The 16454-nt window shown below is 70.5% G+C and carries 14 protein-coding genes; 11 read left to right on the top strand and 3 right to left on the bottom strand.

Annotation, left to right across the window (positions count from 1 at the left end; translation table 11 throughout):
• Positions 1-201 precede the first annotated feature (201 nt).
• The gene (locus ACIOHC_RS18450) at positions 202-468 is read right to left on the bottom strand and encodes a GlsB/YeaQ/YmgE family stress response membrane protein (RefSeq protein WP_351074070.1); all 267 of its coding nucleotides are present in this window, start codon (positions 466-468) and stop codon (positions 202-204) included.
• A 438-nt stretch (positions 469-906) separates the two neighbouring features.
• On the opposite strand from ACIOHC_RS18450, the gene ACIOHC_RS18445 reads away from it, so the two are divergent.
• The 5 genes from ACIOHC_RS18445 to ACIOHC_RS18425 all read left to right on the top strand — a co-directional run bounded on the left by ACIOHC_RS18445 (position 907) and on the right by ACIOHC_RS18425 (position 7029).
• Entirely contained in the window at positions 907-1689 is a 783-nt protein-coding gene (locus ACIOHC_RS18445) for an isoprenyl transferase (RefSeq protein WP_401843211.1), read from the top strand.
• Positions 1690-1989: 300 nt separating this feature from the next.
• On the top strand, positions 1990-2922 hold the full coding sequence (locus ACIOHC_RS18440; RefSeq protein ID WP_351074035.1) for a UTP--glucose-1-phosphate uridylyltransferase: 933 nt from the start codon (positions 1990-1992) through the stop codon (positions 2920-2922).
• A gap of 434 nt (positions 2923-3356) precedes the next feature.
• Positions 3357-4703, top strand: a complete 1347-nt coding sequence (locus ACIOHC_RS18435) for a discoidin domain-containing protein (protein ID WP_351074034.1) — start codon at positions 3357-3359, stop codon at positions 4701-4703.
• A complete protein-coding gene (locus ACIOHC_RS18430) occupies positions 4703-6001 on the top strand; it encodes an MFS transporter (protein WP_351074033.1) in 1299 nt (432 codons plus the stop codon). The genes ACIOHC_RS18435 and ACIOHC_RS18430 overlap by 1 nt, the downstream gene beginning before the upstream one ends.
• Positions 5998-7029, top strand: coding sequence for a hypothetical protein (locus tag ACIOHC_RS18425; protein ID WP_351074032.1), 1032 nt, complete (start codon positions 5998-6000; stop codon positions 7027-7029). The genes ACIOHC_RS18430 and ACIOHC_RS18425 overlap by 4 nt, the downstream gene beginning before the upstream one ends.
• 170 nt (positions 7030-7199) lie before the next feature.
• Here ACIOHC_RS18425 and ACIOHC_RS18420 read toward each other — a convergent pair whose 3' ends face one another.
• Positions 7200-7847, bottom strand: a complete 648-nt coding sequence (locus tag ACIOHC_RS18420) for a TetR/AcrR family transcriptional regulator (protein ID WP_351074031.1) — start codon at positions 7845-7847, stop codon at positions 7200-7202.
• A gap of 241 nt (positions 7848-8088) precedes the next feature.
• Between ACIOHC_RS18420 and ACIOHC_RS18415 the strand changes: the two genes are divergently transcribed.
• Genes ACIOHC_RS18415 through ACIOHC_RS18400 form a run of 4 tightly spaced genes read left to right on the top strand, consistent with a single transcriptional unit; the run spans position 8089 to position 12977 of the window.
• The gene (locus ACIOHC_RS18415; RefSeq protein ID WP_351074069.1) at positions 8089-8640 is read left to right on the top strand and encodes a 2Fe-2S iron-sulfur cluster-binding protein; all 552 of its coding nucleotides are present in this window, start codon (positions 8089-8091) and stop codon (positions 8638-8640) included.
• A complete protein-coding gene (locus tag ACIOHC_RS18410) occupies positions 8637-9629 on the top strand; it encodes a xanthine dehydrogenase family protein subunit M (protein ID WP_351074030.1) in 993 nt (330 codons plus the stop codon). The genes ACIOHC_RS18415 and ACIOHC_RS18410 overlap by 4 nt, the downstream gene beginning before the upstream one ends.
• Positions 9626-11836 carry a xanthine dehydrogenase family protein molybdopterin-binding subunit gene (locus tag ACIOHC_RS18405; protein ID WP_351074029.1) on the top strand — a complete coding sequence of 737 codons (2211 nt, stop codon included), beginning with the start codon at positions 9626-9628 and terminating at the stop codon, positions 11834-11836. The genes ACIOHC_RS18410 and ACIOHC_RS18405 overlap by 4 nt, the downstream gene beginning before the upstream one ends.
• Positions 11829-12977, top strand: coding sequence for an XdhC/CoxI family protein (locus ACIOHC_RS18400; RefSeq protein WP_365689013.1), 1149 nt, complete (start codon positions 11829-11831; stop codon positions 12975-12977). Before ACIOHC_RS18405 ends, ACIOHC_RS18400 begins: the two co-directional genes overlap by 8 nt.
• Before the next feature lie 306 nt (positions 12978-13283).
• Here ACIOHC_RS18400 and ACIOHC_RS18395 read toward each other — a convergent pair whose 3' ends face one another.
• The gene (locus ACIOHC_RS18395; protein ID WP_351074027.1) at positions 13284-14048 is read right to left on the bottom strand and encodes a hypothetical protein; all 765 of its coding nucleotides are present in this window, start codon (positions 14046-14048) and stop codon (positions 13284-13286) included.
• A 180-nt stretch (positions 14049-14228) separates the two neighbouring features.
• Here ACIOHC_RS18395 and ACIOHC_RS18390 point away from each other — a divergent pair, with 180 nt between their 5' ends.
• Complete coding sequence (locus ACIOHC_RS18390; RefSeq protein ID WP_351074026.1) at positions 14229-15584, top strand: hypothetical protein; 1356 nt, start codon at positions 14229-14231, stop codon at positions 15582-15584.
• A 326-nt stretch (positions 15585-15910) separates the two neighbouring features.
• Positions 15911-16375: a sec-independent translocase gene (locus ACIOHC_RS18385; protein WP_351074025.1), complete on the top strand. Its 465-nt coding sequence runs from the start codon at positions 15911-15913 to the stop codon at positions 16373-16375.
• The last annotated feature ends 79 nt before the right edge of the window (positions 16376-16454 follow it).

Here is a 16454-nt window from a genome sequence, read left to right as displayed (position 1 = left end):
TGATCGTCGAGCACGACCGGCTCACCAGCTATCGGCTCCTGCTCCACGCAGCCGACCTGAAAGCGGTTCAGGCATCCGGCCCGTGCTCCGGCGCACCGCCGAGGGCAACCGCGCGTGCTGCCGATGGACGCCGACCCTTGGTGCCGCCCTGCCGTCCGGCAGGGCGGCACACTTCCGAGTCCGTGAGGCGGAAAGCGCGGATCAGTGGGTGCGGCGCCCCCGGACGAGCCGGTAGACGGCCAGCACGATGACGGATCCGACGACGGCGGCGATCCAGGTGGAGAGATGGAAGAACCCGTTGATCGAGTGCACGCCGAAGATGACCTTCCCGAGCCAGCCGCCCAGAAGACCTCCCACGATGCCGATCAGCATCGTGATCAGGCAGCCGCCGGGATCCTTGCCGGGCATCAACGCCTTGGCGATCGCACCGGCCAGCAACCCGATCACAGACCACGCAATAATGCCCATGGCGCACGCACCTTTCATCAGAACGCCCTTGTTGGCGGAGTACCACCATCCCTCGTGTCCCATCCCGATTTCTGCAAACTCGCTGGCCACCACCGTGGGACAGCACCATCAGCGGGTTGTCGGCCCCTCCTGAAGCGCGGTGCGACACTGCCGGTGTGTCACCGGCCCCTGAACGAAGACCCTGCTGGCGGGCGACGCCCGGTACGCCGCGATCGTCCCACCCGCCCGAGGCCGGCTGAACACGATCGACGACCGAGCCGCCCGGCTGGGCGGACGCCCCGGCCGAACAGCCCGTCGACCGGCCCGGCGAACGACCCGGCCAACGCGCGTCCTCCTGGCCAAGTGGCCCGTGCGGCAACGTCATTGGATCGCTCGCCGGAGGTGGCGAGGGTGCCTGGTAGGGTCGCCGGACGTAGCCGGGCACGATGGAGATGGTTCATGAAGCTGCTCCCGCTGTTCCTCCGACGGCCGATCGAAACGGTGTACGAGCGTCGACTGGCTGTCACTCTGGAGGGGCTGCCACGCCCGCGGCACGTCGGGATCATGGTCGACGGCAACCGCCGCTGGGCACGGCAAGCGGGGCACACGGACGTTTCGGAGGGGTACCGGGCGGGCGGTGCCAAGGTGACCGAGTTCCTTGGCTGGTGCACCGCCGCCGGAATCGAGCACGTGACCCTCTTCATGCTCTCCGACGACAATCTCGGCCGCCCCGCCGAGGAGCTCGGCCCGCTGATCGAGATCATCGAAGAGACCGTCCGGGACATCACGGCCGAAGGCCGTCGCTGGGAGGTCCAGGTGATCGGCTCGCTGGACATGTTGCCCGGCGCCAGCTCCCGAGTGCTCAAGGAGGCCGCCGCCGCAACGGCCGGGTGCGGCGGGCTCAAGGTGGACGTCGCGGTCGGCTACGGCGGCCGACGCGAGATCGTCGACGCAGTGAAGAGCGCCTTCGAGGAACACATGGCAGCCGGTGGCGACCCGGCCGAACTGGTCGAGCGGTTCGAGATCGAGGACATCTCCCGCCACCTGTACTCGCCAACCGCCGACCACACCGACTTCATCATCCGGACCTCCGGCGAGCAGCGGCTGTCCGGCTTCCTGCTCTGGCAGTCCGCGTACGCCGAGATGCACTGGGTGGACTGCTACTGGCCGGCATTCCGGCGCCTCGATTTTCTGCGCGCACTGCGCTCGTACGCGAATCGCGAACGGCGATTCGGCAGATGACCGTCCTCGGCGCGGACACGTCCCGCTCCGCATCCTCGTCCCTGGCGACCGGCTGCGCACTGGCCGGTCTGCCGAGGGCTTCTTCGCGGAGCCGCGCGAGCGGGTGCGCCCCCGAGTCACCGAGGCGGTCACACGAGCGGGTGCTTCGCGGTGACGAAGCACACCGGCCTCTCGCTGTGCCGTTGACCGCCGGATCGGTCCGGATGAGTGAGTGACGCCCGGTCGTGGGCCGGGGCGTTGGTAGCGTCGGGGGATGCCGCGCCGTCCGGCGCGGAGTGCCGTTCGACCGAGAGAGACCTGATGCCCCCGACGATCCGCAGGGCGGTCATCCCCGCCGCCGGACTCGGCTCCCGCCTGCTGCCCTTGACCAAGGCCACCCCCAAGGAAATGCTGCCGGTCGGCGACAAGCCGGTGGTCGAGCACACCGTGCGCGAACTGGTGGCGTCCGGCATCACGGACATCACCATCGTCGTCTCCGGTGGCAAGTCCCTGATCCAGGACCACTTCCGGCCCAACCCCGCCCTGGTCGAGCAGCTGCGTGCCGACGGAAAGACCGCGTACGCGGACGCCGTGGAGGAGGTCGCCGAACTGGCCCGTCAGGGCCACATCACCTACCTCGACCAGCACGGCCCGTACGGCAACGGCACACCGGTGCTCAACGCTGCCAGGAACCTCGGCGACGAGCCGATGCTGGTGCTCTGGCCGGACGACGTGTTCGTGGCCGAGGTGCCCCGCGCCCAGCAGCTGATCCGCGCGTACGAGGCGACCCACTGCCCGGTGCTGGCGCTCATGCCGATGGACCCGGGCGACTCCCAGCGTTACGGGGTGCCGGTGGTCAAGGAGAACCTGGGCGACGGCCTGCTGCGCATCATCGGCCTGGTCGAAAAGCCCGAGCCCGCCGACGCCCCCTCGGCGTACGCGGCCATCGGCGGCTATGTCATCACCCCCGGCATCATCGAGGAACTGCGCGAGCAGACCAGGCGCTGGCACGAGCACCGCGACGGCGAGGTCTACCTGACCGACGCCATCAACGCCTACGCCGCCGGCCGCGCGGTGTACGGGCAGGTCATCTCCGGCCGCTGGTACGACACCGGCAACCCGGCGGACTACCTCGTCGCCCAGATGGCCTTCGCTCTGGCCCATTCCGAGTACGGGCCCGTCCTGCGCCGCCTCGCCCGCGAACTCGGCGATGGCGAGCACCCCGCATCCGGTACGGACACCACCCCGGCCTGATCAGCCGCTCCCTTCGGGGCGCCCGCCCACGTCGAACGGTCGGCCCGGGGGACCGAGCATGGCCCCCAACCCGTCTGCGAGTTCGTGAGTCGTGGTGCCGGCGCGGACCGCTGCGCGCCGGGCCCGGCCGCCGACCGCGTTCGCTGCCTCTGCCGCGTTCCGGCCGTGCCGCGAGTACCGAAACGACGCCGCGGCGGAACGCCGAACGACAGTTGCAGCAAAGGGAGTTGGGGGACTGGTAGGAAAGTTTACTGTTCGCTAGCATCCCGGATGGCGGCCTGGCGCGGTGCCCGCCCCCCCCGTGGGCATGACGCGCTCAGTGAGAGCTCTGGCCCGGCCGTCACGATGCCGCGCCCTGCCCGAACGCGGGCAAGGACGCGAGGTCACGTACTGAAGCCCAGCTCTCGCCACCCCCCAAGGCCAGGAGTCCAGGGATGCAACTGATCGGCTCAGCTCCGCTCCTCATGCTCAAACGGCGCCGTACGGTGGGCACGATCGCGGCCGCCGTACTCCTCCTCGTCGGCACCCTGTTGCTCGTCGACCCCGACCGGGCCGGTGCCGCCGCCGACCCACTCATCTCGCGTGGCAAGCCCGCCACCGCGTCCTCCAGCGAAGATTCCGGTCTCGGCCCGCAGAACGCCTTCGACGGTGACCCGGCCACCCGCTGGGCGAGCGCCGAGGGCAAGGACCCGCAGTGGATACGTGTCGATCTCGGTACCACCGCCGACGTCACGCGGGTGGCGCTGAGCTGGGAGGCCGCGTACGCCAAGGCGTACCGGATCGAGATCTCCGCCGACGGCACCACCTGGACCCGGCTCGCCGACGAGACGGCCGGGGACGGCGGCACCGACGACTGGTCGTCCCTCTCCGGCAAGGGCCGATACCTGCGCGTGTACGGCACCGCGCGCGGAACCGCCTACGGCTACTCGCTGCATGAGGTCGAGGTGTACGGCACGCTCGGTGGCACACCTCCGCAGACCGGCGCCTTCACCGTGGTCGCCGCCGGTGACATCGCTGCCCAGTGCACCGCCTCCGACAGCGCCTGCGCCCACCCCAAGACCGCCGCATTGGCCCAGAAGCTCGATCCGAAGTTCTATCTGACGATGGGCGACAACCAGTACGACGACGCACGGATCGCCGACTACCGGGCCTACTACGACAAGACGTGGGGCGCGTTCAAGAACAAGACGCATCCGGTACCGGGCAACCACGAGACATACGATCCGGCCGGGTCACTGGCCGGTTACAAGGCCTACTACGGGGCCATCGCGTATCCCCAGGGCAAGAGCTACTACAGCTTCGACGAGGGCAACTGGCACTTCATCGCCCTCGACTCCAACTCATTCGACCAGAGTGCCCAGATCGACTGGCTCAAGGCCGACCTCGCCAAGAACGACAAGGCGTGCATCGCCGCCTACTGGCACCACCCGCTGTACTCCTCGGGCGGGCACGGCAACGACCCGGTCAGCAGGCCGGTCTGGAAGATCCTGTACGGAGCCAGGGCCGACCTCGTGCTCAACGGGCACGACCACCACTACGAGCGGTTCGCGCCACAGAACCCCGACGGGAAGGCCACCGCCGACGGAATCACCGAGATCGTCGGCGGCATGGGCGGCGCCGAGCCGTACCCCATCGAGAACGTCCAGCCCAACAGCCAGAAGCGGATCAGCGGTGAATACGGCGTCCTGAAGCTGGACTTCACGGACTCCGGCTACGGCTGGAGCTACGTCGGCACCGACGGCAAGGCCAAGGACACCAGCCCGAAGTACACCTGCCACTGATGTATCTGGCGACCACAGGCCGCCGGGACGCGCCGGCCCCGCCCCGCACCGGCGGAGCGGGCCGACGCGTCCCCGGCACCGTCCTGGCACTCGGCACGGTCAGCCTCGTCACCGACATCTCCTCCGAGATGGTCACGGCGGTGCTGCCGCTCTACCTCGTCCTCGGACTCGGTCTCTCACCTCTCCAATTCGGCGTCCTGGACGGCTTGTTCAACGGCGCCGCCGCCGTCGTGCGACTGCTCGGCGGGCACGCCGCCGACCGCGGCCGACGCCACAAAGGGGTCGCCGGGGCCGGCTACGCGCTCTCCGCCTGCTCCCGGCTCGGCCTGCTGCTCGCGGGCGGCGCCACCGCGGGGATCGCGGCTGCCCTCGCCGCCGACCGCATCGGCAAGGGCATTCGTACGGCCCCCCGGGACGCGCTGATCACCCTGAGCAGCCGACCCGAGGCGCTCGGTCGATCCTTCGGCGTGCACCGCGCGATGGACACCACAGGTGCCCTGCTCGGCCCGCTCGCCGCGTTCGCCCTGCTCTGGGTGACCGCCGACGCCTACGACGCGGTGTTCGTCGTCAGCTTCTGCATCGGCCTGCTCGGCGTACTGCTCCTCGTCCTGTACGTCCCCGGGCACTGCCCGGCACCGCCGCCGACGCCGACTCCCCGGAAGAGCAAGGCATTCGGAGCGCTGCGCGACTCCGCCTTCCGGCGGATCCTCGGAGCCGCCGCCCTGCTCGGCGCCGCCACCGTCGGTGACGCCTTCGTCTACCTCCTGCTCCAGCGCCGTCTCGACCTCCCCATCGGCTGGTTCCCGCTGCTGCCGCTCGGTGCGGCGGCGTGCTACCTGCTGCTCGCGGTCCCGGCGGGCCGGATCGCGGACCGGGTCGGCCGCCGATTGCCGTTCCTGTACGGACACGTCGCGCTGCTCGGCGTGTACGCCGCGCTCGTCACCACGAGCGGCGGCACGACCCCGCTTCTCCTCGTTCCCGTCCTCGTGCTGCTCGGCGTCTTCTACGCCGCCACCGACGGGGTGCTGATGGCCCTCGCCGGACCTGCGCTGCCCGTGGACGGAAGGGCAGGCGGACTCGCCCTGCTCCAGACCGGCCAGGCGCTGGCCCGGATGCTCGCCGCAGCGGGTTTCGGAGCCGCGTGGACGGTGTGGGGGCCGCGTCCCGCACTGTGGGCGGCGATATCGGCCCTGCTCGCCGCGCTCGCGGGCGGCTGGGCGCTGCTGCCCCGCACCCCCTCCGGCACCCCGGCCACCAAGGAGCCGGGAGCCCGGATCCCCGAGAGGCGGACCACATGAGTGCCGGATTCCCGAGCCCCGCGACCCCGCTGCGCCGCCGGACCCGTATCGCTGTGGTGGTGGCCGCGGTGCTGCTCCTCGCCGGCGGCTCCGTCGGGTACACCCTGCACGCGAAGCACCGGTCGGACGGGCGACGCGGCGTCGCCGACGCGTCGTTCACACTCGGCGGACCCGCGCTGTACTTCCGTGACACGGCCACGGGACGTGTCGCGCATCAGCCGCTCGCCGACGCTCCCGGAGCCCGCGGCCCGGACACCCGCACCACTGGCGGACCCGTCTGCGACAGGTTCTACGCCGCCGGTGACACCGGACTCTGCCTGCGTGCCGAGCCCGGGGTGCTGCCGAAGACATATGCGATCGTTCTCGACGGCAGACTGCGCGAGAAGCGACGGGTCACCATGCCGGGCGTGCCCACTCGCGCCCGCGTCTCCGCCTCCGGACGGATGCTGTCCTGGACGGTGTTCGCCACCGGTGACTCGTACGCCACCACCGCCTTCTCCACCCGGACCGCCGTTCTGGACCTGCGCACCGGCTACCTCATCAAGTCCATGGAGGACATCCCCCTCACCATCGACGGTGCGCGCTACCACGCCCCGGACGTCAACTACTGGGGGGTGACCTTCGCTCGTGACGACAGCCGCTTCTACGCGACCGTCTCCACCAAGGGGCGTACCTACCTCGTCGAGGGGAACATGAGTGACTGGTCGGCGAAAGCTCTGCGGCAGAACGTCGAGTGTCCCTCCCTGTCGCCCGACAACACCCGGATCGCCTTCAAGAAGAAGGTTTCCGACGATCCGGCCGCGCCCTGGCGGCTGTACGTCCTCGACCTGCGGACCATGCGGGAGACACCGCTCGCCGAGAGACGCAGCGTCGACGACCAGGCAGCCTGGCTGGACGACGGCACGGTCGCCTACGCACTGCCGGGCGGGGCCGGCCGGGCGAGCGACGTCTGGACCGTCCCCGCGGACGGTACGGGGACGCCCCGCGTGGCAGTGGCGGGCGGGTCGTCGCCGGTGGCGGTGGGTTGAGCGAGGAGGCCCTGGGCGGAAGCGGCCCACCCAGCGGGACGAGGACGGCCGGTCCGGAGCCGGGACCTGTCCCGGCAGGCGGGCCGGGCCCTCGGTGCTTCCTGGGCCGCGCGGGCCCGCCCGGGTTCCACCCGGCTCGGGCCCGCGCCTTCGGCCAAGGTCGGCCCGCCTCAGGTCCGGCCGTTCTCCGGCTCGGGTGCCTCGGACCGGGGTGCCTCGGACTCGGCCGTCGCAGTCCGGGGCGTTCCTGGCGCTCCTGCCCGCAGTCCGTCCATCACGAGGTCCAGCAGGCGCGTCGCGCGTGGCTGCCAGTCGCCGTGCGGGTCGATCTGCCAGAGCCCGGCGATGGCGAGCAGGAAGTCGTCGGGGGTCAGTCCCGGGCGGATGGTGCCGGCCTCCTCGTTCGCGTTCAGCAGGAGCGTGACAGCACGGGTCACCGGGCCGTGTCCCACTTGGGCCAGGCTGCCGTACCGGCTGGTGGTCCTGCGCAGCGCGTCGGCCAGGCCGGCCTTGGCCATGGCGTACTGAGCCAGGCGGTCCATCCACTCCCTGAGGGCCTGGTCGGGGGTGCGGGTGCGGAGCAACTGGGCTGCGTTGTCGGAGACTTGCTGCATCTCGTAGCGATAGACCTCCAGCACGAGCGCCTCACGGTTGGGGAAGTTGCGGTAGAACGTCCCCTGCCCGACGCCCGCCTTCCTCGCGATCGTGCTCAGCGGGGCGTCCGCGGCCTCCGTCAGTTCGGCCAGTGCGACTTCCAGGATGCGCTCGCGATTCCGTTGCGCGTCCGAGCGCAGAGTGACGCTCTTCTCCTCCGGCACTCGCCCTCCTTCCGGAATCACGGTCAGGTCCGGCCTTGCTGACCGGACAACCGTCCGCTAAGTTCAGGAGTAAGCGGACAGTTGTCCGCTTGGGTCCACCATAGTGGCAGATCCGGCCATGTGGCCGATCGGCGCCCATCATCGTCGCCGATTCATCAGCCCACATCACCTCCTTCCTCCCGGACCGCCCGCCGGGATCATCCCGTTCGACGCGCATCAGCAACGCGAAAGAAGGCTGATCATGGTCCCATCGACGTCCAGCACCATTACTTTGAACATCAATGGCGAGAAGTGCACGCTGTCCGTCGACCATCGCACCACCCTGCTCGACGCGCTGCGCGAGCATCTCGATCTGACGGGTACCAAGAAGGGCTGCGACCAGGGCCAATGCGGTGCCTGCACGGTGCTGCTCGACGGGCGGCGGGCCGTCTCGTGCCTTCAGCTCGCGGTCGCGGCCGAGGGGCGCGCGATCACCACCATCGAAGGTGTGGCCGATGGCGAACGACTGCATCCGGTGCAGCAGGCCTTTCTCGACCTCGACGGCTATCAGTGCGGATACTGCACACCGGGGCAGATCTGTTCGGCCCTCGCGGTGATCGAGGAACACGCGGCGGGCTGGCCGAGCGCCGTGACCGCCGACGTCCGGCCCGAAGCGGGGGTTCCCGCGCTCACCGCCGAAGAGATCCGTGAGCGGATGAGCGGAAACCTGTGCCGTTGCGGCGCCTATGTGGCGATCGTGCAGGCGGTGGCACGGGCGGCGGAGGCGGCCGACGGCAAGGAGGAGGCGGCATGAGGGAGTTCGGATACGAACGCGTCCACGACATCGCCGGAGCGGTCGCCCTGATCGGTGCCGACCCCGACGCCCGGTTCCTCGGCGGCGGTACCAATCTCATCGACCTGATGAAGGCCGGCGTGGAGAGGCCGGCGCTGCTCATCGACGTACGCGAACTCCCACTGGATGGCATCGAGTTCGTTCGGGGCGGTGCGCTGCGCATCGGTGCGACCGTCACCAACGCGGATCTGGCCGCGCATCCCGAAGTGCGGCGTCACTACCCGGCGTTGGCGCAGGCGGTCCTGGCAGGAGCCTCGGGGCAGCTGCGCAACGTGGCCACGGTCGGTGGAAATCTGCTCCAGCGGACCCGCTGCGGCTACTTCACCGACCTCGGCAAGCCGTGCAACAGACGTGTTCCCGGCAGCGGTTGTCCTGCCATTGCGGGCGAGCACCACAATCACGCGATCCTCGGTGCCTCCGAGCACTGTGTCGCCACCCACCCCTCGGACATGGCGGTCGCGCTGGCCGCGTTCGACGCCGTCGTCTCGTACGAAACGGCGGACGGTACCGGCGAGCTGCCGATCACCGAGCTCTATCCGCCCGTGGGCGACACCCCGCACATCGAGACCGCTCTTCCGCCTGGCGCGCTGATCACCGGCGTCACGCTGCCGCCGTCCCCGGCCGCCGCCCGCTCGCGGTACCGGAAGGTGCGCGAGCGCGCCTCGTACGCGTTCGCGATCGGCTCGATCGCCGCCGCGCTGGACGTCCGGGACGATGCCGTACGTGATGTGCGCCTCGCCTTCGGGGCGGTCGCGTCCCGGCCCTGGCGGGCCCGTGCGGCCGAGCGGGCGCTGCTGGGCGGTCCGGTGGGCGCGGAGGCGTTCGCAGCCGCCGCGGATGCCGAACTGGCGGCCGCCGAGGCGCTTCCCGAGAACGGATACAAGGTGATCTTGATGCGCAATCTCGTCGTGGCCGTACTGACCGAACTCGCCGAGGAGGCCGCCCGATGACCACGACGACCGGAAGCGTCGGCGTGACGGGAGCCGTGGGCTCCGCCCATGCCCGCGTGGAGGGCCGCGACAAGGTCACCGGGGCGGCCCGGTACGCCGGAGAGATTCCCTTCGCCGATCTCGCCCACGGGTGGCTGGTGCTGTCGACCGTGGCCCGCGGCCGTATCCGATCGGTGGAGGACGCACCCGTCCTGGCCATGCCCGGTGTCCTCACCGTGCTGCACCACGGGAACGCCCCGCGCGTCGAAACCGACTACGTGGGGATGGTGGGCCGGCCGAGCCCGGTCCTCGGGATCTTCCAGCACGATCGTGTGCCCTTCGTGGGCTGGCCGGTGGCGTTGGTCGTGGCCGAGACGTCCGAGCAGGCCAGGGAGGCGGCCGAGGCGCTGGTGGTCCGATACGACGAGGAACCGCACGATGTCGCGTTCTTCGCCGGACGCTCGGGTACGTACACACCGCAGGACACCCCGATGGTCCAGGCGGAGACGGAGAAGGGTGACCTCGAAGCCCAGCTCGACGCCTCCGACTTCGTCGTGGACGAGGAGTACACCACTCCGGAGGAGCACCACCACCCGATGGAGCCGCACGCGGCGACGGCTCGCTGGGACGGCGGCCGGCTCGACGTCGTCGACTCCAACCAGGGCAGCACCTGGGTGGCGAGCGAACTCGCGCAGCTGTTCTCCCTCGACCCGGCCTCCATACGGGTGCGGTCCGAGCATGTCGGCGGCGGGTTCGGATCGAAGGGGCTGAGCCCCCATCAAGTGGCTGCCGTGATGGCCGCCACCGTGCTCGGGCGACCGGTTCGTGTGGTTCTGACTCGTCGCCAGATGCCCTCTCTCGTCGGCTACCGCAGTCCCACGGCGCAGCGGATCCGGCTCGGCGCCGACGTGGACGGAGGGCTGCGCGCGTTCGATCACCAGGCGCAGAGTCTCACGTCGACCGTGCACGAATTCGTCGAGTCGAGCGCCGTGCTGGGACGCGTGATGTACGACGCCGACGCGCATCACACGCTTCACCGGCTGGTGCGGCTCGACGTGCCGGTCCCGTCCTGGATGCGCGCTCCGGGCGAGGCGCCGGGTTCCTTCGCCCTCGAATCGGCCCTCGACGAACTGGCCGAGAAGTGCGGCGTGGATCCGATCGCACTGCGCGCACGCAATGAACCCGGGACGGGCCCCGTGTCGGGGTTGCCGTTCAGCAGCCGCAATGTGCTCGCCTGCTTCGAGGAGGGTGCCCGCAGGTTCGGCTGGGCGGATCGTGACCCGCGTCCCGGCCTTCGCCGTGAGGGGCGTTGGCTGCTCGGGACCGGGACGGCAGCGGCCTCCTATCCCTCCGGAGCCGGACCGTCCACGGCCGCGGTGACCGCGGAGGCGGACGGAACCTTCACCGTACGGATCAACGCGGCGGACATCGGGACCGGGGCACGGACCGCGATCACCCTGGTCGCCGCGGATGCGCTGGAGGTGGATCCGGACCGGGTCCGTGTGCGCCTCGCGGACAGCGACCTCGGCCCGGCGATGTTCGCCGGGGGTTCGATGGGCACGCGCTCCTGGGCGTGGGCGGTGACGCTGGCCGCGGGTGACCTGCGCGAGCGGCTGGCCCTCGGAGGCGGCATTCCGCCCGAGGGGATCACTGCCCGGTCGAACACGGCCGAGGCCATCGGCGCCCTCGCGAAGCAGGAACGGCACTCCTTCGGAGCACAGTTCGCCGAAGTCGCGGTCGACGTCACCACCGGTGAGATACGCGTGCGCCGACTGCTCGGCATCTTCGCCGCGGGCACCATCGTCAACCCCCTCACCGCCCGCAGCCAGTTCATCGGCGGGATGACCTGGGGACTGTCCATGGCCCTCCACGAGGAGGCGATCAGGGACGAGGCCTCCGGCGGTCTCGTCGGCGCCGACCTCGCCGGTTACCACCTCGCCTCGCACGCCGACGTGCCGCTCATCGAGGCGGATTGGGTGGACGACCCCGTTCCGGGCGACCCGGTCGGGATCAAGGGCATCGGCGAGATCGGCATCGTGGGCGTCGCCGCCGCTGTCGCCAACGCGGTGTGGCATGCGACCGGCGTACGCCACCGGAGCCTGCCGATCCGTCCGGACCGCGTCCTGCGCGCGGCGGACGAAGCCCGGAAGCGGGCGGCGGATGACGTCACGGGTCGCACGGCGGACGAAGCCCGGAGCCGGGCGGAGGGCGGAACCCGGAGTGCTTGATATCGCCGAGGAGCTGAACCGCTGGTTCGAGGAGGGCCGGGACTTCGCCGTCGCCACCGTCGTGGCCGTCGACGGCAGCGCGCCGCGCGGTCCCGGTGCGGCCCTGGCCGTGGACGGTCACGGCGCCGCCATCGGATCGGTCTCCGGCGGCTGCGTGGAAGGGGCGGTGTACGACCTGTGCGTCCAGGCGCTCCAGGACGGCCGGACGGTACGCGAACGGTTCGGATACGGCGACGAGGACGCCTTCGCGGTGGGGCTCACCTGCGGGGGCGTCCTCGACGTCCTGGTCACGCCGGTGCGAGGGGACGCTCGGGTGCTTCGGGCAGGGGTTTCGGCCGCCGCCCGAGGGGAGACGTCGGCGCTCGCCCGGGTGGCCCGGGGACCGGACGAACTGCTCGGTGGGGCGCTGCTCGTCCACCCCGACGGATCGTACGAGGGCAGTCTCGACGGAGATCCGGAACTGGACCGGACCGCGGCGGCGGAGGCCCGCGCGATGCTGGACACCGGCCGTACCGGCTCCGTCGAACTCGCGGAGGACGGATCACGTTGCCCGGACGGTGTGACGGTGTTCGTGGAGTCGAAGGTGCCGCCGCCCCGGATGATCGTCTTCGGCGCCGTGGACTTCGCGACGGCGCTCGTACGAGTGGGCAAGTTCCTCGGCTACCACGTCACCGTGTGCGACGCCCGGCCGGTCTTCACCACCCGCCTCCGCTTCCCGGAGGCCGACGACCTCGTGGTCGACTGGCCGCATCGCTACCTCCGGCGCACCGTGACCGACGAGCGAACCGTCCTGTGCGTGCTCACCCATGACGCCAAGTTCGATGTTCCTCTGCTGGAGGCGGCGTTGCGGCTGCCGGTCGCGTACGTCGGTGCGATGGGCTCACGGCGCACCCACGAGGACCGCGAGCGTCGTCTGCGCGAAGCAGGGCTCACCAGAGGGGAGTTGGGCCGCCTGCGCTCCCCGATCGGCCTCGATCTCGGCGCCCGCACCCCCGAGGAGACGGCCCTGTCCATCGCGGCGGAGATCGTGGCGGCGCGCCGGGCCGGGACAGGGCTTCCGCTGACCGGTTCGGGAACGCCCATTCACCCTGACGCGGACGGGAGGAAGGAGCGTGACGACCGCTCTCGTGCGGCGGCATGAACCGGCTCGGTTCCCCGCGCCGGCAGGCGGCGCCGAACCGTGCCGCTGACGTGCGCAGGTACAGGGCCCCGCCGGTGAACCCGTGGCCGTCGAAACGACCGGGGCGGGTCCGCCGGCAAATCCCGTGTGCCGCGTCGTGCAGCTGGAGCCCCGGCGCGGCCCGCCCCCTCGTCCGACGCCTGCGCTGCGATTTTGTTGCCCGTACCCCCGTCCGACCTGCCTCTCCCGAGCCGCCGAGCCGTCCCTCGTCCGCCCCGCAGCGATCGCCGCCCTCCGTGCTGATCGCTGTGCGAGGCTCGGCGCTGATCAGTCCGTACCGGGTAGTTCGGGCCCGGAGAAGTCGGGGCTCGAAAAGTCGGGAGCGCTGAAGCCCGGCCCCCTTCGCGGCTCCGGCACCAATTTCGCGCCGTCCGTCGCACGTGATGTGGCCGTTTGGTTCGTATGACCCGCGCCCCCGGGGGACATGGGCTGGAGCGACTCGGACAGAAAGGGAAGAATCCCGCGTTCGAGCAGTGCCTCCTGCCACGCGTCGCGCGCGTGGGTCAGCTCGGGGTCCGTGCCGTCGGCCGTCGAGCGGTTTCGCGTCGCGACCACCAGGAGCCAGACGAGACCGGCGAGTACCGTCGCCACCGCCACGCCTGCTGCTGCCAGACCGGCGATGAGCATGACGTCGGCAAGGTGTGAGTGCATGCCAACTGCCCGAAAGGCGAAGCCGATCAAGCCGAAGACCGCGGCAGCCGTTGCGGACAGCCCCGGTACCAGCACGGCCACTGCTTGCAGAGTGCTGCTTCTGGTGGCTGCCGCGCCGTCGGATTCACGCCGTGTGCGACGACGTGTCGTGTCCGACGAGGCCGCGACATCGAGCACCTGGCGGTAGACGCGGTACTCGGAGGCGGCCGAGGCGGCGATGGCGGTGCGCGCGCCGAGCGCTCGGGTACGCAGCTGTTCGTTGTTGAGAGCTCCGGGGGCGCGGCGCCTCTCCTCTTGGATCGTGGGGGAGTTCAGTGCCTGATCCAGGATGCGTTCGAATGCGGGCAGGTCCTCTGCCCGTAGGTGATCCGGACGGTCCACGAGTCTTCCTTAGTCGGTGAAGTGCGCTCAGCGGTTGCTCACGATGATTCCCGGATTGCGCAATACCTAAATCGTGTTGGCGCAGCCGCCGTGGTCGGACGGGTGCGTCGCAATAGTTGCTATATTACGCAACTGAGCAACTGTGAGTGCGCGATCCGCCGCACGGAGGAGGAACTGCCCATGACTGTCGTACGTCGAGCGCTGTCACGACTCGGCCCGGTCCTGGTCGTGGCGGTTCTCGCCCTGACGGCCTGCGCGGTGCTCACGCCCGTCCGGGCCCAGGCTGCCGGGAGCAGCGGCCTCGAAGGCGTGGCCGAAGGTCTGAGGAAGAGCCCCGTGTACGTTGATCCACGCGCCCGGGATCAGCTCTCCGAGGCCGGCGCCGAAGACCTCGTGAAGAAGATCGAGGGTGCGGACAAGCCCGTCTTCGTCGCAGTGCTGCCCGAGTCCGCCGAGTTTCCTCCCGAGACCCTGATGCGGGACCTGCGCACCCGAGTCGGCATCGCCGGACTGTACGCCGTCCGCCTCGGCGACGGCTTCCGTGCGAACGCGGACTCCTCGGTGATGTCCCGCAACGCGGTCGCCAATCTCACCGGTGCCGTCAAACGCTCGCACTCCGGTGATCCCGAGGGGCTCCTCACCTCCTTCGTCGACCAGGCCACCGAGCAGGCCAAGGGGCAGGCGCCGACTGCCTGGAGCGACTCCGGGAACGATGACGGGGGTGGCGGCGGGGGAGTGCTGCTCACCCTCGGGGCGGTCGCGGTGGCCGGTGGCGGAGCATATGCCCTCTACCGTCGCTCCGAGAAGAAGCGTCGGCGCGCCGAACTGGAGGCCCTTCGGGTCGTCGTCGACGAGGACATCACCGCCTTCGGCCAGGAGCTGGAACGACTCGACTTCCATCCGTCGGAGCCCGGCGCCGACGACGCGATGCGGCAGGACTACTCCCACGCTCTGGACATGTACGACAAGGCCAAGGAGTTGATGGCCGTGGCCGCCGAGCCGCGGGACGTCCAACCGGTGACCGCCGCACTCGAAGAGGGCCGGTACGGGCTCGCCACCCTCGCGGCGCGCCGTGCCGGAACCCCGGTGCCCGAACGCCGCGCCCCCTGCTTCTTCGACCCCCGCCACGGTCCGTCGGCCGTGGACGCGCTCTGGGCGCCGCCGGGTGGCACGCCGCGCGGCGTGCCCGTCTGCGAGGCCGACGCCGGGCTTCTCGCGGCCGGTCGTGAGCCGATGACCCGTCAGGTGCAGACGGCGCAGGGCCCCCAGCCCTACTGGAACGCCGGACCCGCCTACGCGCCCTGGGCGGGCGGCTACTTCGGAGGCGTCGGCGGAGTCGTCGGTGGTCTGCTCGCGGGCACGATGTTGGGCTCGATGCTCAGCGCACCCTCTGCCTTCGCCGACACCACGCCCACCGAAAACGCCTTCGACGGCGGGGAGTTCACCGGAGCCGACTTCGACCCGGGTGATTTCGGGGGTGGTTTCGGAGGGGGCGGCTTCGAAGGCGGAGGCGACTTCGGCGGCGGAGACTGGTGAGTCACGCAACCGCACGGTCGCGCGAGGGGACAGGCGCAGCCCTCGACGGAGCGGTGCCATCGCCGTGATCGGTCGGCGCAGAACGCGCAAGCGTTCAGCTGGGACGCGGCTCGATGCGGCTCGACGTGGTTGGCCCGTGACCGGTGACGTGCGCGCGTTGCGGGCCGACGTGGCTCGCGGCGCGCGACGTGCCGGTCGCCGGGTGTCGGGCAAAGGATCGATGCCGACAATTGCGGTGTTCCGCAACTTTCAAACTGTAGGAATGCGACCAGCCTGCCGATCGGCGCCCGAAGCGTCCGAGCGGGGACGGCTCAAGGAGCGGCACGGTGTTCTCTGATGTGGGTCCGTTGGAACTGATCACACTCGTCTGTCTTGCCACTCTTCTCTTCGGCCCGGACAAGCTGCCGGAGCTCATTCAGAACGTGACGGGCTTCATCCGTAAGTTCCGGCAGTTCTCCGAGAACGCGAAGCAGGAGATCCGTTCCGAGCTCGGTCCGGAGTTCAAGGATTTCGAGTTCGAGGATCTCCACCCCAAGACGCTCGTGCGCAAGCACGTCCTGAACGGCGACGGCGACGGCCTCGGACTCGACGAGCTCCGCAGCGCTCTCGACCCCAGGCAGGAACTGACGGAGGTCGCCGAAGCAATCCGCGACACAGCCGATGCCGAGGCCGCGGGGAGTTCCCCGTCGGGATCCGCCCCGCCCTCCGGGGCGCCGGGCACTGTGTCTTTCAGCAAGGACGGAGGCAGGACGGTGCCCGACCAGACGCCGTTCGACGCCGACGCGACGTAGGGTCTTTCGCTTGGATCGGGCCGGATCAGCGGGCTGCGCCCGCGTGCCCACGGCTCCGGCGAGGCGGTGCCTGGGTGCG

Source organism: Streptomyces sp. NPDC088252 (genome assembly GCF_044740965.1).
Taxonomy (GTDB): domain Bacteria; phylum Actinomycetota; class Actinomycetes; order Streptomycetales; family Streptomycetaceae; genus Streptomyces.
The sequence above is the reverse complement of the archived record's forward strand: the minus strand, read 5'-3'. Positions and strand labels throughout refer to the sequence as shown.

Excerpts from the sequence above, each read along its gene's own strand:
- ACIOHC_RS18450 (WP_351074070.1), bottom strand. The coding sequence starts at position 468 with ATGGGCATTATTGCGTGGTCTGTGATCGGGTTGCTGGCCGGTGCGATC.
- ACIOHC_RS18445 (WP_401843211.1), top strand. The coding sequence starts at position 907 with ATGAAGCTGCTCCCGCTGTTCCTCCGACGGCCGATCGAAACGGTGTAC.
- ACIOHC_RS18440 (WP_351074035.1), top strand. The coding sequence starts at position 1,990 with ATGCCCCCGACGATCCGCAGGGCGGTCATCCCCGCCGCCGGACTCGGC.
- ACIOHC_RS18435 (WP_351074034.1), top strand. The coding sequence starts at position 3,357 with ATGCAACTGATCGGCTCAGCTCCGCTCCTCATGCTCAAACGGCGCCGT.
- ACIOHC_RS18430 (WP_351074033.1), top strand. The coding sequence starts at position 4,703 with ATGTATCTGGCGACCACAGGCCGCCGGGACGCGCCGGCCCCGCCCCGC.
- ACIOHC_RS18425 (WP_351074032.1), top strand. The coding sequence starts at position 5,998 with ATGAGTGCCGGATTCCCGAGCCCCGCGACCCCGCTGCGCCGCCGGACC.
- ACIOHC_RS18415 (WP_351074069.1), top strand. The coding sequence starts at position 8,089 with ATGGTCCCATCGACGTCCAGCACCATTACTTTGAACATCAATGGCGAG.
- ACIOHC_RS18410 (WP_351074030.1), top strand. The coding sequence starts at position 8,637 with ATGAGGGAGTTCGGATACGAACGCGTCCACGACATCGCCGGAGCGGTC.
- ACIOHC_RS18405 (WP_351074029.1), top strand. The coding sequence starts at position 9,626 with ATGACCACGACGACCGGAAGCGTCGGCGTGACGGGAGCCGTGGGCTCC.
- ACIOHC_RS18390 (WP_351074026.1), top strand. The coding sequence starts at position 14,229 with ATGACTGTCGTACGTCGAGCGCTGTCACGACTCGGCCCGGTCCTGGTC.